The sequence below is a fragment of the Candidatus Nitrosacidococcus sp. I8 genome (assembly GCF_945836005.1).
GTDB lineage: Bacteria > Pseudomonadota > Gammaproteobacteria > Nitrosococcales > Nitrosococcaceae > Nitrosacidococcus.
Window position 1 is genome coordinate 1,055,230 of the sequence record NZ_OX241534.1, and the last position, 15,648, is coordinate 1,070,877.

A 15,648-nucleotide genomic window follows, 5' to 3' on the forward strand; every position below is an offset into this window, starting at 1 on the left:
TAGCTATGATGGTGCTGCATAAAAGAGGCAGCACCAAAAACAGTAATAAGAGATTTTAATGAATGGTATGGGTTGCTTGTTCCAATAAGTGATTTAATTTCTCAATGGGATTTTTACTGCCTAAATTAAATTTATTAAGTCTTAAAAACCGATAACCATACCCTTCTAAAATTTTCTGGCGGTAAATATCCGCTTCTTTAAGGTAGCTACCATAATTCACCTTATTCACTTCCTCTCGATGAATAAAGTGTTCTTTAAACCCATCATACTCAATCACTAGTTTTTGTTTACCCAAGGTGAGCAGAAAATCTACGGTGTATTTAGGATGTTGATAGTTATGATCTAGGGCTTTTAAATACTGACCAATCGGAAACTGGGGGATCAGATCTACGGAGTCTTTATGTGCTTTATAAAAAGCTGTGCTATAAAAATATTCCTGTACTAGGGTTTCCATAGGGGATTTTTTATCGGTACCACCTAGGTGATAGTTGCTAGTTTTTAAAATATTTTGGTAGTGAAGTAAGGCAATTTTCACCTCTCCCCAGTAATTCTCGATAGGTTTACTTAAAACAAAATGAATGGTTTCTTTCCCTCGACTAAACCCAACATTAAGTCGTTGTTCCCTAGTACCAAATTCTTTACCTCCTTGGCGAGATTCTGCCATGGATTTTGGAAATACACCCCAATGTTTATCGTTTTCAAGGGTAGCTACCATGCTATAAAAGATATAATCCCGCTCTTCTCCTTGGCAGGTATCAAAGGTCATGATTTTTAGTTTTCGCTCCGTAAGCCAATCCATGATAGGAGACTCATGAGCTTTATTCACCAGCAATGTAACTTGCTCACCGTGAGGGGAGATAATCCCTACAGTGCCTTGATAGTTTTGTTCCTTGAGCTTTACCAACTCATCAAAGATAAAAGCAGCTTCTGCTGTATTAGTAAGCTGATATTTATTGAGTACAGGCTCTACTTGGGTAAATTTGATGACTTCGCCAATAGGTAATGCTCTGACTTTCATACATTGAAGCCGGTCATTATAAAAGTATTTATTAGAGTAACTAATAATCTCTAGATAACAGCGAAAATGCTTTTTCAGCATCACTTGATAGTTGGTAATAAAGTGACAAAAATCTAAAATGGATTTTTTAATATCAAAATTACTAATTTTCTCTAGGTAAACTTGTTGCATATCCCCTGATTGATGACCAATAGCTGCTTTAAAAGCATTGGTAATATTGCTTTTATATTTATGGTTGGTATCTGTGCTGGCATTACCTGCTTTCACGTTACTAAATTGCTTTTCATCCCCAAGGACCACAATTTTCTTTCCTCGAATTAGAGCAGGTAAGGCTTGGGCAATACTCACTTGGGAGGCTTCATCAATAATCACTAGATCAAATAAATCCTTTTCTAAAGGGATATAAGCAGCGTAGTCTCGAACACCTGCCAAAATACAAGGAAATGCCTGTTTCAGTCCTTGGAATAAGGGTTTGGGGAATTTTTGTTTTTTCTTAAGGATGGATTTAATGGTTCTTACATCTGATCTGTAGTTATCTACATAAGTAACAATTCGATCATCTAGAATGTGCCCCATTTTGGTTGCATTTAATTGATAAAGATCCTTTAGCGTATGGGAAAAATTATCCATGGTGAGGGTTTCAAAATAGGCAGTAAGGTTTTGTGCTGATATTTTGGTAGCTAAATAATCTGTTAGGGATGCCTCATCCATTTGCAGGAATCTAGAGTCTATCTTATCCATTTGAGCTAACCCTTGGGATAAATTTAACCGATCGGCTACTTCTGGATAATGCTCAATAAATTGAGTAATGGTAGCTTGATGAGTGAGAATCTCCCCAAAGCTATGGGTGTCTGCTTTAAGTCGGCAAAGTTTTTTTAGCACTTCTTTAGGTTGGGTTAAACAATGGTTTAAATCAAATTTCTGGAATGCTGACTCATCTAGCATCAGTTGTTCAAACCCTAATTGCCACTCTATTTTTTGTGTTTGATGAGTTTGAATAAAGTAGAGTATATCGGCAAAATCTTGGAGTTTTTCTAGCTGTTTTTCAGGATTAACTAAATTAAAGTAAGGCAGTTTTCTTCTTGACTCCCTTGTTAAATTACTAATTTGCTTTTTCTTGCCTAGAAATCCAAACAATCCACTTTCGAGCTCAGAGAGCTGATTGACAAAATCAATAAAAGAATTACTCATTTCATCAATCTCTTGGGAATGGTTTATGGCTTGTTCGATAAGATCCGTAAAGTTTGTAATATTAGGATTAAATTGTCTTATAGCAGCAGCTTGTTGCCGAGCTTGGTTAAATTGTTGAGCAGCCGCTAGAAAATCAGTGATATTCTGGATACTAGTTAAACTCTTTACTCCCCCATACTGGGTAGTAGATAGGGTATGAGCTATGTCACTTATATTGATATTTTCTAAGTTTTTTTGCAGGCTATTTTGTAAAGCAGAATCTAATTTCTGGTAAGCATTCAAAAATTCCTTAGTTTTTTCATATGAAAAATCCTGATCTATGCTTTGAGCAATAGGATCAATTGTTTCAATAGCTTGATTAAGGGATATAGCTAGATTGATAAGGAGTTCCTGATTATCTACTATAGGCAATAGATAAAGAGCAGGATTATTTTTACTGGCTAAAATAGCTTGGTGAGCTGCTTTAAGATCGGTGGCAAGATTTTCATTAATTTCATCACACCAATGAATATCTTGGTATTTCTCCTCAGCTAACACTACCGCTTTGACTTGAGCAAGATCAATACTTTATCCTGCTTAAATAGTTTGTTTCAGGATAGATTTTGCCCAAGTTAGGGTTGCCTCCTCCCTATGGGTGAACTCTGTTTCTTGACTACGAAAAGTCTGCAGTTGAGTACGCAATATCTCTATGGATTGGGATTGCAGGATTTTAGCTAAGTTTTTACTGGTTTTACCTAAACGAAGAATGGGATTTTGAAATACCCCATCATGGGTATTTTTTAGGGTATCGGTGATTTTATCTTGCACTACATCTAAGGCTTCTTCCTTATCAGAAAGCACCAATACAGACTGATTTTCTAATAGTGCCTTACAGATAATTGCCGTAATGGTATAGCTTTTTCCGGTACCGGGTGGTCCTTCTACAATTGTTACTCGGCAATCTGGTTTTTGTAACGCAATGAGAGCTTGTTTTTGTTCCTCGTTAAGGGCAATGGGACTATTAATAATGAGCTTATCTTGGGTAGTTCTTTTCTGCCATTCTTGATTTACTTCTTCAATGACATTAGCTGGGTTCTTGGTAATAAATGAGCCAATCAGATCTGTAAAAGATTCAGTAAGCAATCCCTCGTTATTAATAATTTCTTCATAGTCATTGAGGAGTGCTTCATCGGCTTTATCAAATAAAAAGAGCTGTAAATGGTTAGAGATACTTACGTTTACAGTATTTTTAATCTTTTGAATTGCTAGATTTGATAGTTCAATCGTTTGGTTAATCCCAAGTGTTTCTCTGCACTGGTTAATCACATCTTCTAATTGAGGTAAAAGATTCTGCTCTTCTTCAACGTAGATAATCCGATTAAAGCATCCTGCTACGCTTTCTTTACGATTGGTAAGTTCATTATATTTTTGAACAATAAACTCAATAGCTTTAATATTGACAAATACTAGGCTATCAAAAGTAATCTCAAGCGTGCTTTTTTCTCGTGCCACGGAAATAGGGGTATAAAATAACGGAAAAGAATAGTCTTCAATGCCAATTTCCCCAAAATAAAGATAAAGCTCGGTTTTATCCAACATATCTTTATTGCGATTAAGCTGGAGGATTTCACTGTAGGCATCTCTAGGAATGATCTCTAGGGATTCGTCTAAAATCTCTTGAATAGACTGAGTATTGAAAAGGCTGCCTAAAGCAGTAGAGAGATCACTTAGATCGCTCCTGTCTACCTGTAGATTCTCATATAGAATATAAAATGCTTCACGGTCTATTGCTTTAAAAAACGCCTCTAGAATATTGGGTAAGATCTCTTCGGCAAGATGATAGATTTTATCGGTAATATCGGTGTTTAATTGTTCAAGGTTATCTTTTTTACTTGATTGCTTAAGCAAAGATTCCACAAAATCGGCAAGTTTAGCCCTGATGAGGTCTGTAGTAGTTTCATAAAAACGAGAAAAATCTTCTGAACTATCCCATTTCGTTTCATAAGCTCCCATTACTATTGTTTTTATTAACCCCTGAAGTGTTTTGTCTTCTATCTGAATAGTAGAGCTATTCGTTTGAGCTTTAGCTAAATATTGTTCAGGTTGAATTTTTATGCTTTGAGGAAATCCTGCAATAAAATTTTTATACAGAATCTTATAAAGATCTGGGTAAGGATCCAGATAAAGTCCAATGGTGTGGCCTTTATTGACTCGAGTAGTTAAATTTCGTTTCGGTTGCTGGCGTTTCTTGAAATCGGTTTCCAAGAAATCCATAAAATATTTTGCTACATCGGTAATAAAACTAGGGCTAACAATATTAGCTTCCTGATCCATATTGGCGTACTCCCATATTTGATAAGTGATTTAATTTGCTAGTTATAAATTTTTATTAATATTAACAAATCAAAGAGATATATGAATCATGGGCAGTATAAAAAAGCCCCATTGTTAATAAACAATGGGGCAATTAAGTTTTTTAGGTCTTAAACAACTAGGATCAATAAATCCTAGCCTCTAGAGGGGCTAAAGAGAAAAAACGAGATTAAAAATCCTGCACTACTACTTGCTCCCACTGATATACTTTGCCATTAGCGTGCAGTACTTGATCGGATTTAAGCTCTGCATCAATATAGTTTCTATCCACTTCGATCCCAAGCATCTCTAGTAATACAAACTTATTGGCTATTCCGTTTAAATAGCCATTATCAGAACGTAAGGATTCTATATAACCGCACAGATTAGTATTGTGAGAAACAATAAAATAAGGGATTAAATACTGCTGAGGACCACCATAAAGCATCCCATGTCCTTGCCCAATTAACTCTCCATGATCAGAGGCAAAGAATAAACTGTAGCGATAGGGTTGGGTATCCAATATATCTACTATTTCTTTAATAACCCTATCTGTTTTATGCACTGACCAATCATACTCATCAGCATTAGGTAGAGATTTTCTATCTATCGAATCATATTTATCCCCATAGGGGATATGGCTACCTATCATATGAAGTACAATGAATTTTTTATGATGACTGTTATCTGCAAGTGCCTTGTTCAATAAGGAAGGTAATTTATTATCTTGAAACTCTGTAAATTCGATAATTTGGCTAGATTGAGCAAGAAATCCATAGCGGGTATCGTGTAATCCCTCTAATTGTTGCGATGATAACCAGTAGGTTTGGTAGCCACTATCATTGGCAACATCGATCACTGATTTTTCTTTAAATAAAGGCAAGGCATTTTCTGGGGTGTGAAATGATAAGGTCATGGCAACAGAATCCCGAGTCATAGGAGCAGAAGAATGAACTTTATCAATGATGCCGCTTTATTATGCTTTGCCATCTTTAAAAGATAAGGCGTAGTATTTGTATCATAGCCATATAAGCTATAGTGGGTAGCTACCGAACTTTCTCCTTGAATAAAAACCACGATATCACTATGCTGGAATTTAAAACTTTATGTGTAGGGGTTTTATATTTTGCAGTCGTTAAATAACTGGTCACTAAAACCGATAAATCCCCAAAGACTAAATTATTGTATTGATAATAAAAGTTTCCAAATGCTTCAGGGTAAATTTTTATGCTATGTAAGAATTGATGATTATGTTTTACTTCGTAGTAAAGCATATTCCCTGTATAGAAAAGAGCTGAAATTAAGCACACTCTTTTTATGATCTATGATCTATGATCTATGATCTATGATCTATGATCTATGATCTGTAGCTAATTTGAAATAATTAGCAATCCATATATAGATAGTAAATGAAATAATAGCCCAAAAAGCCAGTGGTAACAGGGTTGAGATCATAGAAAATATTTCTCCGCTGTTAGTATCGGCTAAGGATTTTAGTACGGAAATACTAATACGCTCATCAAATTGAGCTCGATAACCTATTTCCAGCGCAACAATAAACGTTAGTAGATAGTGGATAAATTGCCCCAATTTTCCTAAATAGGAACAGAGAATAAAAATACTCACTAGTAAAAAACTTAATAAGTTACACTATTTTTGTGTATATAGAAAAATAGGTAATATTTAATTAAAAACTTAGGCAGGAAAAATTAAGATACAAACAAAAAAACCACCCTAAGAAGGTGGTTTATTGAGTGGTAAGAATCTTTGTAGTTCTTATATGGCTCCCCGGGACGGGCTCGAACCGCCGACCTAGTGGTTAACAGCCACCCGCTCTACCGACTGAGCTACCGGGGAATATCCAAGCTATTTTAAGAGGGGTTGTCCTTTTCGTCAACCACTCTTGGCAGAATAATATTTATTTTTGGTTAATTATTCATCATGAATATAGGCAGCTGCATAATCTTCCATGGCTGCTTGTACTACTTGGAAGGCGTGAGTACGACCGTAAGTTTTACCTAGAGTCACTGGAGAGAGCTGATCAGGTACCATTTTATAAGTGGCAAAATAATGGCGAAGTCGCTCTACATAAATAGGAGGTAAGTCTGTAACATCTTTTACAGAATCTAAGGCACTATCCCCTTTTAATACGGCAATCATTTTATCATCTACCTCTCCCCTATCAATAGTTTGAATCCCACCGATGACTCGAGCATCTAACAGAATATCTGAACGATTCACAGGTCGTTCAGTTATCACACAAATATCCAATGGGTCTCCATCTCCTCGATCTGCCCCATCACATAAGCTTGCTACTTTATCTGCTGAGTAAGTACGAGGAATTAAGCCATAGAGACTGGGAGGTAACGAAGAACCATGTTGTGGACGATCTACCCGTAGGCATCCCGTAGCCTTATCTAATTCATACTTAATAGGATCAAAAGGAGTAATTTCGATATAAGCGTGGACAAACTCTGGGGGATTAGCCCCTGTCTCTGCTCCATGCCAAGGGTGAAGACGATATTTGGGGAAATCTCGGGTAGCGGTCATCATTACTCCTAGTTATTTTTTGGTTATTTCAATATAAGTAAATAGTATATTCTAATTTTTTTATGTGTTATTCACATAGGTAGGCACCCAACCACCGGGAAGTGATAAATCCATGCCATCTGCACGAGTAGAGGCTCTGCCAGATAGTGCTAAAATCTCTCCTTGATAAGCCCATACTCGGAGATCCACCCATAAATCCATAGGCTTTCCATTTTTATCACTCAGCTGGCTTTTTGGCGTTTTCTTTTGAGCGACATAACCTCGATGATCTTTCAGCAAGCGACGCAGACGAGAGCGCCCTACTTGGCGATTATCAAGTAATCCTTGAGCCGCAAACCCTTGGGCAGGTTTAAAAATAAATTCCTCTTTTCGCTCTGCAATGAGATCTAAATTTTCTTCTCGTAAAATATGTGTCTCTGGAATATGGGTATTTAATATTTTTCGCTCATCAGGGCTAATTCCTAGTTTTTCATCCCAATCAGGTAAAGAAAGTGGTTCTAATAGTCCTTTGTAACTTCGAGTGCCATAAGTAAAAGGGTTAGGAGCAATATAACAGGATTGATCAGCGAGATAAGCGGTACGAATACTTGAGAAGCTCTCTGTTTTCCAGAGAAAATCTGTCGTGCGGTTAATAATAAATATTACCGGTTTATCTTGCCATAACAATTGCCCATTGCGATAGCTGGTTTCTTCAGGGCTACCTATCGCAGTTTCATAGCCTTGGTCTTGGAGAAGTTTTTGTAATAAATACAGCTCTTCTTTGAATTTACTATGCTGAAGAATTTCAGCTTGTTCTAGTATTAGGAATACTCCTTGAGGTTGAGTTTTAAAAAAATGATGAAGCTCTTGCTCAATGCAGGCAAGGATTTTATCTTTTAACCGAGTAAAAGATAGAGCTGATTTAATACCTACCGCTTGATCTGGGTGAAAAGCTAAATGATATTGCTCATTGATAATTCCTGCATAAAATAATCCTGATCCATTGTCATTAAACTCAATGATTTGAGGTTTCTCACCGGGAGGAATATGAAAATCCCACGCACTGAAAAAACAAGATTCTAATCGCCTGTGTTGAGCAATTTCTGGCATGGTTTGGGTAACTCCAGCCTGCCAGCTTGGTCGAGTGGTGACTTGCTCAAATACCTTAACAACCGTTTTAATTTCTTCAAATGCTTGCCAAGAGATAATTTGGGCTTCAGAAACGACAGAGAAATCATCAGGAACAGAAGGCATTCCTGCTGCTTTAAGGGCTATGAAAAACTGATCTATAGCGGTAGGCATCTAGGTTGTTGCTTGCTGGATAATATTCACTGCTTCTTCTGTTTTATCTACGATCTGTAGCACCTCAATATCTTTAGGGCTAATAGTCCCTTCTTTTACCATGGTCTCATGGGCAAAATGAATCAAATGCTGCCAAAAAGCCTTATCCATCGCAATCACAGGGAATTGTTCTAACTTTCCTGTTTGAATCAGGGTAGTAATTTCGAATACTTCATTCAAGGTACCAAATCCACCGGGCATAATGATAAAAGCAGTAGAGTATTTTACCAGCATTAATTTACGGACAAAAAAATGCTCAAACTCAATAAATTTATCAAGATAAGGATTAGGGCTTTGTTCATGACCTTCAGGTAAGAGGATATTACATCCCAAGCTTAAACCCCCAGATTCTTTTGCGCCCCGATTAGCCGCTTCCATCACTCCGGGACCTCCTCCGGTAATAACTCCATAACCTGCGGTGGCTAATGCTTTACCAAGTTCTCTTGCTAATTGGTAATAACGATGCCCTTCTGCAAAACGAGCCGAACCAAATACAGTTACACAGGGTTGGCGTAAATCTTTAAAACTCTCAAAACCACGTAGAAACTCTAAAAAATAAATCACCGCATTTTCAAGATCTGAATGACTATGGCAATGCCTGCCTGAGAAAAATTTCTTTTCTGATCCAGCCACTTTTTCAAGCAAGGAAGAATATGCAGCGTTAATTACATCACTTTTCATAGGAAATTTTTAACATAACTTTGAAGTACCTTTTACAATAAATAGCTAAGCACTATCATACCGTAGCCCATAGAGATTTATTAGAGTTTAAGAAAATCCTTTAGCTAGTTAAACAAAATAACCATCTTAATTTTAATATTCATCATGATGAATGCACTACACTAAACGATCTCTGGCTTAGTGTGTGCTTTGATTAACCCGGCGTGAAACTGCCTCTGCACTCTCAACCCGTTCTGAATAACGATCAGTAAGATAAGTGGTACGACTACGTATAAGCCAAATGAACTTCACTAATTCCTCACATACATCGACAATGCGTAGATACAGCGGTGATGGTTTCATGCGACCTGCGTCGTCGAACTCCACAAATGCTTTAGGTACCGAAGACTGGTTAGGAATAGTGATCATTCGCATCCAACGACCAAGAATCCGTAATTGGTTGACTGCGTTGAAGCTCTGACTACCACCGGATACTTCCATAACAGCAAGTGTTTTGCCCTGAGTGGGGCGAACACCACCCAATGCTAATGGTATCCAATCAATTTGAGTTTTCATAACGCCAGTCATAGCACCATGGCGTTCTGGGGTTACCCACATCATACCATCCGACCATTCGACTAAACTACGTAACTCTCTGACTTTGGGATGATCAGATTCTGCATCATCTGGTAGTGGTAACCCAGAAGGATTGAAGGTACGTACATCACACCCATACCAACGCAGTAGTTTACTAGCTTCCTCTGAAGCCAAACGAGAATAGGAGCGTTTTCTAAGAGAACCATAGAGTACAAGGATTTTTGGGGGATGGCGAGATGCTCCCGGTGCAATTAATCTATCGATATCAATCGGATGTAATTGCTTCGGATCGATATTAGGAAGACTGTCAATGGTAGTAATATCGCTCATTGTTTATCTTGCTTTAGCGTAATACATAATTTTATTCTTTATTGGTTTTACTGGAGATTTCAATCATCTATTCGAGTCTGCAGTAAATTAGCGATTCTATAAATAACCTTATTTCTCATCTTGGGTTTCGAGACAACTACACTGCGGAACCATAAATGACTCACAGATCTCCGGATGATTCGCACAACAATCATGCACAAGAAACTGTATCGTCTCGTTCATGTGCTTCAAATTTGCATGATAGATAATTGATCGACTCCGTCGCTGCGAAACTACCCAACCTGATCGCAAAAGTACTGAAAGATGAGCAGACATTGTATTATGTGGTACGGATAATCGGCGTGCGATCTCACCGGCGGCAAGCCCTTGAGGCTCTTCACGCACAAGAAGACGGAGTGCTTTCAAGCGAGTTTCTTGTGAGAGGGCAGCAAAACTATCAATAGCATTATATATGTCCATATGTCATATATTATTGACATAATACATATATGTCAATTTTTGTGACGCCTGGTCAGTCATTAGATTGAGATCAAGCGTTCCAAAGAATGATAAAAGATGCCAAAATGCTTAAAGCAGACCATTATTAATGTTTGATTTAACACCAGCATGATTATGGCAGGTGCCTCAGAGGTGAGGACCTATGGTACTGCAGTTAAAGTAATTGATGTGCTTTGAATATTGTCTCTCTAGCATCTAAACTTATGGATTTAATCTCCAAACTCATTGCCATCATAGAAATTGTCATTCTTCTTAGTATTCCGATTATTCTTATTTTTTTGGTTAGACAACGAATGGAAGATAAGAAAAAAGAAACCTTTGAGGATCGGGACTGGTAAAGGTACGGTAACACTTTATCCTAAATAGGATTTAGACTAAATAGAGTATTTTAGCAATGAACCAAATATTAGTTATTTTACAACTTCTTGCCATATCCCTTTGTGTTCTCCCGTTTGATAATACTCCGGGTATCCACTTAGGTTTATATTTATAAAGTAATTCTCTATATCTATGAAAATATTATAACTAACATGATTACAAATCTGTTTAAAGTATTTTTACTGGCTACTTGGACTATTGGGATAGCTGTCATTCTTCTGTTTAGTCTTAAATTGTCTGAAGGGTACTTGATATACACTTCAGATGCACCCTATATTCATATGTCGGTAGCAAATAATATTTTGCACGGTAGTTATGGAATCAATTCAGGTGAGTTCTCCTCTCCTTCATCTTCTATCTTATGGCCTTGGTTACTTACTATTCCTGAAGTTATAGGATTAGGAACATATTACCCTTTAGTATTAAATTTAATTTTTACAGCAATCACCCTCATTATTGCCAGTAATTTTATTGTTAAGGAAAATATTATCCAAAATACATCTATTATTACGCAAATGGCAATCAGTATATTACTGATTATATGCACCAGTAGTCTGGCACTACCTTTTACTGGCATGGAGCATTCATTACATGTTTTATTGACCGTGGCAATTTTCACTGGTTTAGTAAGCGTATCAAATGATAAATCTTGTTGGTATCTTATTCCTGCTATCATCTTAGTACCTCTAATTCGCTTTGAAGGTTATGCATTATCAGGTACTGCTATTTTATATTTGTTTTTTACTAATCGTAGAAAAGAGGCGATGATTGCTGGAGGTCTAGTATTTACTGCAACTCTTGTATACGCTATTTACATGGTCACTAAAGATCTGCCCATCTTGCCAAGTTCTGTTTTATATAAATCTGAAGCAATAACCGCTCTAGCAGAAAATGCTAAAAATAGCCACTCTATCATTGCTCAATTTAAAGAAAATATTGCTACTATAAAAGGCAATTTTTTCCTAATTACAATAGGATTATTATTTGCTTACTCTTTCTTAATGTGGAAAGATTACAGGAATCGTTCCCTAATGTGTATTGCAGTAGCTATGACTATTACTGCTCATCTGTTTTTAGGTCAAATTATTTGGTCCTCCCGATACGAAGCATACTGCACTACAATATCATGCTTATCTATACTATTTCTTATTAGCAGCCATAAGGAATTAGAGTGTAATGAAATATCTAAATTAGTCATTGTAGCACTGCTACTACTTCCTACGATTACTTATCTAAAACCTGCTTTTTTAGCACCTAGTGTTAGCAGAGATATTTACGATCAATTGTACCAAATGCGGCGCTTTACCCTTGATTTCTATCGCAAACCCATTGTTGCAAATGATTTAGGATTGGTAAGTTATAAAAATCCAAGCTATGTACTAGATTTGTGGGGCTTAGGATTGGAAGAAGCAAGAAAATTAAGATTGGGGAATACGTATGATATTGATGCGATGAATCAACTTGTTGTCAATCACCATATAGGTCTTTTGATGATCTATGAACATTGGCTTAAGGAAATACCAGAATCATGGGTGCCAATCGCAAAATTATCTATCCCAAAAAGAAGTTATAGAAGTAATAAAAGTAGCATAATTTTTTATGCGACTCCTGAAGCAAATCAGACTAAGCTTTTTGAAGATTTAAAAGAATTTAAAGACACCCTACCTGATCGAGTCACGCTGGAAATTTTTAATCGTTAAGTAAGTTTATAGCTATTAGCAGTTATCTATTTAAAGCTATTCATTTAAGAACTAAATGAATAGCTTTAAATAGATAACTGCATTTTCAAGGTCTGAATGGCTATGGCGATGCCTGCCGGAGAAAAATTTTTTCTCTGATCCAGCAACTTTTTCAAGTAGGGAAGAATATGCAGCGTTAATTACATCACTTTTCATAGGAAATTTTTAACATAACTTCTAAGTACATTTAACAATAGTTAAGCACTATCATACCGTAGCCCATAGAGATTTATTAGAGTTTAAGAAAATCCTTTTACTTTTTTTCAAAAAAACGATACATTACAGTAAGTTAATTAATATAACCATCTTAATTTAAATACTAATAATGAATGAACTCATTATCACCACTACTGATTTTATTCCTGGCAGAGAAATCATTGAAATTCTCGGGGTTGCTAGAGGAAGCACGGTCAGAGCAAGAAATGTGGGACGGGATATTATCGCAGGGTTAAAAACCCTGATTGGCGGAGAAATCTCTGAATATACTAAACTACAAGCAAACTCTCGGGATCAGGCGTTCCAAAGAATGATAAAAGATGCCAAAGTACTTAAAGCAGATGCCATTATTAATGTTAGATTTAACACCAGTATGATTATGGCAGGTGCCTCAGAGGTGATGGCCTATGGCACTGCAGTTAAATTAAAAATTAAAGTGATTGATGTGCTTTGAGTCTCATCTCTCTAGCATCTAAACTTATGGATTTAATCTCCAAACTCATTGCCATCATAGAAATTGTCATTCTTCTTAGTATTCCGATTATTCTTATTTTTTTGGTTAGACAACGAATGGAAGATAAGAAAAAAGAAACCTTTGAGGATCGGGACTGGTAAAGGTACGGTAACACTTTATCCTAAATAGGATTTAGACTAAATAGAGTATTTTAGCAATGAACCAAATATTAGTTATTTTACAACTTCTTGCTATATCCCTTTGTGTTCTCCCGTTTGATAATACTCCGGGTATCCACTTAGGTTTATATTTATTTGTAATAGGCATTTTTCTTGGCTGTATTACTTTATATTTTAATCGCCCCGGCAATTTTAGTGTTTATCCTGAAATCAAGGATCATGCCCAACTTATCACCACGGGAATATATGGATATATTCGCCATCCTATGTATATTAGCCTCTTTACTGCTATGTTAGGAATAGCAGTTTATAACAGTGGCTTTTTTAATTTTTTAGGGTTAGTTCTGCTGGCTATAGTGCTGATCGGTAAAGCTTATAAAGAAGAGAAGTTATTATTAGAAAAATTTCCAGAATACAAGAAATATATGATGAGCACAAAACAGTTTATTCCCTATATTTTCTAGCCCTCCTAGAATTTTTTTCCTTCAATAAAGTAATTCTCTATATCGTAAATTACGATTCTTTTCTCTAAAATTTCATATCTATAAGAATTATCACGCTAGTATGCTCAATATTACTCATCCATTTAAAGTATTTTTACTGGCTACTTGGGCCACCGGTATTACTATTATCCTTTTTTTCTGCCTTAAGCTAACCGATGGGTATCTAATTTATTCCCTAGATGATCCTTATATTCATATGGCAGTGGCAGATAATATTCTGCATGGTAATTATGGAATTAATCTAGGCGAATATGCTTCTCCTTCATCTTCTATCTTATGGCCTTGGTTACTTACTATTCCTGAAGTTATAGGATTAGGTATGTCTGGACCTTTAATATTAAATCTTATATTTACTGCAACAACGCTTTATATTGCTAGTGATTTTATTATTAAAGAAGGTTTAATTAGAAAGACTTCTATAATTACTCAAGCAGTTATTGGTCTATCACTTATTGCTTTTACCAGTAGTCTGGCACTACCTTTTACTGGCATGGAGCATTCATTACACGTTTTATTGACTGTGGCAGTTTTTATTGGGCTAGTAAATACTACTAGTGATGGCAGAAATAGTTGGTATTTAATACCTGCGATTGTTTTATTACCTCTAATTCGGTTCGAGGGCTATGCTTTATCAGGTACTGCTATTTTATATTTGTTTTTTATAAAACAAAGAAAAGAAGCAATTATCACCGGAGCTTTAATCCTAACGGCAACGATTGCATATGTTGTTTATATGGTAACGAAAGATCTTCCTATACTGCCAAGCTCCGTCTTAATGAAATCACAAGCAGTAACCTCCTTAATGGTGGATACTAAAATCAACCATGCAATTATTGATCAATTTAAAGAAAATATTGCTACTATAAAAGGCAATTTTTTCCTAGCTACTACAGGATTATTGTTTATTCATGCTCTATTAATGTGGAAAGATTACAGGAATCGTTCCCTAATATGTATTGCAGTAGCTATGACTATTACTGCCCATTTATTCTTAGGAAGGGAGGGGTGGTTTGCTCGATATGAAGTATATTGTATAACACTATCATGTTTATCTATTCTATTTATAATTAGTGATAAAAGATCAGATAATAGTGAAATGTCTAAGTTAGCAGTAATAATGCTAATGTTATCGCTCATCATATCTTCTTATATAAAGATAGCATTTGTAACCCCTTATGCCAGTAGAGCAATCTACGAACAACAATATCAAATGCGGCGATTTGCTCAAGACTTTTATCACCAACCTATTGGCGTGAATGATTTAGGGTTAGTAAGCTACAAAAACCCAAACTATGTGTTAGATCTTTGGGGCTTAGGATCGGAGGAAGTGCGAAGACTAAAGCTAGAACACGAATATAACATAGATGCAATGGAACACCTTCTAACAAATCACCATGTGGGTCTTATCATGATATATGATCGTTGGTTTCCGCAAGTACCAAAATCATGGAAGCCTATCGCAAACCTCATTAACCAAGATCGATATACTACTGGAGGAAATACGGTAACTCTTTACGTTACTCCTGAAGCAGATCAGGCTAAACTCTTTGAGGATTTAGAAAAATTTAAAAATACCCTACCTAAGCGAGTCGCTTTAGAGATTTTTAATAATTAATTGAATTTATAGTTATTAGTGGTTACCTATCAAAGCTATTCATTACTTGATTAGCATCCTTTAAAGCAC

At 36.1% G+C, this 15,648-nt stretch carries 16 protein-coding genes and 1 tRNA gene; 6 read left to right on the forward strand and 11 right to left on the reverse strand.

Annotated elements, in window-relative coordinates; all coding sequences use genetic code 11:
- Positions 1–55: 55 nt before the first annotated feature.
- The 10 genes from OOL07_RS05235 to OOL07_RS09275 form a co-directional block, all read right to left on the reverse strand.
- Positions 56–2,746, reverse strand: coding sequence for an AAA domain-containing protein (locus OOL07_RS05235; protein ID WP_264695451.1), 2,691 nt, complete (start codon positions 2,744–2,746; stop codon positions 56–58).
- Positions 2,747–2,785: 39 nt separating this feature from the next.
- A complete protein-coding gene (locus OOL07_RS05240; protein ID WP_264695452.1) occupies positions 2,786–4,522 on the reverse strand; it encodes an AAA domain-containing protein in 1,737 nt (578 codons plus the stop codon).
- Positions 4,523–4,730: 208 nt separating this feature from the next.
- On the reverse strand, positions 4,731–5,507 hold the full coding sequence (locus OOL07_RS05245; RefSeq protein ID WP_319804043.1) for a sulfatase-like hydrolase/transferase: 777 nt from the start codon (positions 5,505–5,507) through the stop codon (positions 4,731–4,733).
- A 383-nt stretch (positions 5,508–5,890) separates the two neighbouring features.
- Positions 5,891–6,166, reverse strand: a complete 276-nt coding sequence (locus tag OOL07_RS05250) for a hypothetical protein (RefSeq protein WP_264695453.1) — start codon at positions 6,164–6,166, stop codon at positions 5,891–5,893.
- A 155-nt stretch (positions 6,167–6,321) separates the two neighbouring features.
- Positions 6,322–6,397, reverse strand: a tRNA-Asn gene (locus tag OOL07_RS05255).
- A gap of 75 nt (positions 6,398–6,472) precedes the next feature.
- The gene (locus tag OOL07_RS05260; RefSeq protein ID WP_264695454.1) at positions 6,473–7,093 is read right to left on the reverse strand and encodes an inorganic pyrophosphatase; all 621 of its coding nucleotides are present in this window, start codon (positions 7,091–7,093) and stop codon (positions 6,473–6,475) included.
- Positions 7,094–7,150: 57 nt separating this feature from the next.
- Complete coding sequence (locus OOL07_RS05265; protein WP_264695455.1) at positions 7,151–8,371, reverse strand: hypothetical protein; 1,221 nt, start codon at positions 8,369–8,371, stop codon at positions 7,151–7,153.
- Positions 8,372–9,091 (reverse strand): LOG family protein, encoded by a 720-nt coding sequence (locus OOL07_RS05270; RefSeq protein WP_264695456.1) that lies wholly within the window; start codon positions 9,089–9,091, stop codon positions 8,372–8,374.
- Positions 9,092–9,268: 177 nt separating this feature from the next.
- Positions 9,269–9,997: an arsenical resistance protein ArsH gene (gene arsH, locus OOL07_RS05275; protein WP_264695457.1), complete on the reverse strand. Its 729-nt coding sequence runs from the start codon at positions 9,995–9,997 to the stop codon at positions 9,269–9,271.
- Positions 9,998–10,105: 108 nt separating this feature from the next.
- Entirely contained in the window at positions 10,106–10,381 is a 276-nt protein-coding gene (locus OOL07_RS09275) for an ArsR/SmtB family transcription factor (protein ID WP_413774127.1), read from the reverse strand.
- A gap of 317 nt (positions 10,382–10,698) precedes the next feature.
- Here OOL07_RS09275 and OOL07_RS05280 point away from each other — a divergent pair, with 317 nt between their 5' ends.
- Both OOL07_RS05280 and OOL07_RS05285 read left to right on the forward strand, forming a co-directional pair.
- A complete protein-coding gene (locus tag OOL07_RS05280; protein ID WP_264695458.1) occupies positions 10,699–10,833 on the forward strand; it encodes a hypothetical protein in 135 nt (44 codons plus the stop codon).
- A 192-nt stretch (positions 10,834–11,025) separates the two neighbouring features.
- Positions 11,026–12,573, forward strand: a complete 1,548-nt coding sequence (locus OOL07_RS05285; protein ID WP_264695459.1) for a DUF8728 domain-containing protein — start codon at positions 11,026–11,028, stop codon at positions 12,571–12,573.
- Between the two features lie 51 nt (positions 12,574–12,624).
- Here OOL07_RS05285 and OOL07_RS05290 read toward each other — a convergent pair whose 3' ends face one another.
- The gene (locus OOL07_RS05290; RefSeq protein ID WP_264695460.1) at positions 12,625–12,768 is read right to left on the reverse strand and encodes a hypothetical protein; all 144 of its coding nucleotides are present in this window, start codon (positions 12,766–12,768) and stop codon (positions 12,625–12,627) included.
- Between the two features lie 169 nt (positions 12,769–12,937).
- Here OOL07_RS05290 and OOL07_RS05295 point away from each other — a divergent pair, with 169 nt between their 5' ends.
- The 4 genes from OOL07_RS05295 to OOL07_RS05310 all read left to right on the forward strand — a co-directional run bounded on the left by OOL07_RS05295 (position 12,938) and on the right by OOL07_RS05310 (position 15,579).
- On the forward strand, positions 12,938–13,282 hold the full coding sequence (locus tag OOL07_RS05295; RefSeq protein ID WP_264695461.1) for a YbjQ family protein: 345 nt from the start codon (positions 12,938–12,940) through the stop codon (positions 13,280–13,282).
- Positions 13,283–13,308: 26 nt separating this feature from the next.
- Positions 13,309–13,443, forward strand: a complete 135-nt coding sequence (locus tag OOL07_RS05300; RefSeq protein WP_264695458.1) for a hypothetical protein — start codon at positions 13,309–13,311, stop codon at positions 13,441–13,443.
- A gap of 56 nt (positions 13,444–13,499) precedes the next feature.
- A complete protein-coding gene (locus OOL07_RS05305) occupies positions 13,500–13,925 on the forward strand; it encodes a methyltransferase family protein (RefSeq protein ID WP_264695462.1) in 426 nt (141 codons plus the stop codon).
- Between the two features lie 100 nt (positions 13,926–14,025).
- Positions 14,026–15,579 carry a DUF8728 domain-containing protein gene (locus tag OOL07_RS05310; RefSeq protein WP_264695463.1) on the forward strand — a complete coding sequence of 518 codons (1,554 nt, stop codon included), beginning with the start codon at positions 14,026–14,028 and terminating at the stop codon, positions 15,577–15,579.
- The last annotated feature ends 69 nt before the right edge of the window (positions 15,580–15,648 follow it).

Coding starts and splice junctions, on each gene's coding strand:
- OOL07_RS05240 (WP_264695452.1), bottom strand. CDS start 4,522: ATGGATCAGGAAGCTAATATTGTTAGCCCTAGTTTTATTACCGATGTA.
- OOL07_RS05260 (WP_264695454.1), bottom strand. CDS start 7,093: ATGATGACCGCTACCCGAGATTTCCCCAAATATCGTCTTCACCCTTGG.
- OOL07_RS05265 (WP_264695455.1), bottom strand. CDS start 8,371: ATGCCTACCGCTATAGATCAGTTTTTCATAGCCCTTAAAGCAGCAGGA.
- OOL07_RS05270 (WP_264695456.1), bottom strand. CDS start 9,091: ATGAAAAGTGATGTAATTAACGCTGCATATTCTTCCTTGCTTGAAAAA.
- arsH (WP_264695457.1), bottom strand. CDS start 9,997: ATGAGCGATATTACTACCATTGACAGTCTTCCTAATATCGATCCGAAG.
- OOL07_RS05280 (WP_264695458.1), top strand. CDS start 10,699: ATGGATTTAATCTCCAAACTCATTGCCATCATAGAAATTGTCATTCTT.
- OOL07_RS05285 (WP_264695459.1), top strand. CDS start 11,026: ATGATTACAAATCTGTTTAAAGTATTTTTACTGGCTACTTGGACTATT.
- OOL07_RS05290 (WP_264695460.1), bottom strand. CDS start 12,768: ATGAAAAGTGATGTAATTAACGCTGCATATTCTTCCCTACTTGAAAAA.
- OOL07_RS05295 (WP_264695461.1), top strand. CDS start 12,938: ATGAATGAACTCATTATCACCACTACTGATTTTATTCCTGGCAGAGAA.
- OOL07_RS05300 (WP_264695458.1), top strand. CDS start 13,309: ATGGATTTAATCTCCAAACTCATTGCCATCATAGAAATTGTCATTCTT.
- OOL07_RS05305 (WP_264695462.1), top strand. CDS start 13,500: ATGAACCAAATATTAGTTATTTTACAACTTCTTGCTATATCCCTTTGT.
- OOL07_RS05310 (WP_264695463.1), top strand. CDS start 14,026: ATGCTCAATATTACTCATCCATTTAAAGTATTTTTACTGGCTACTTGG.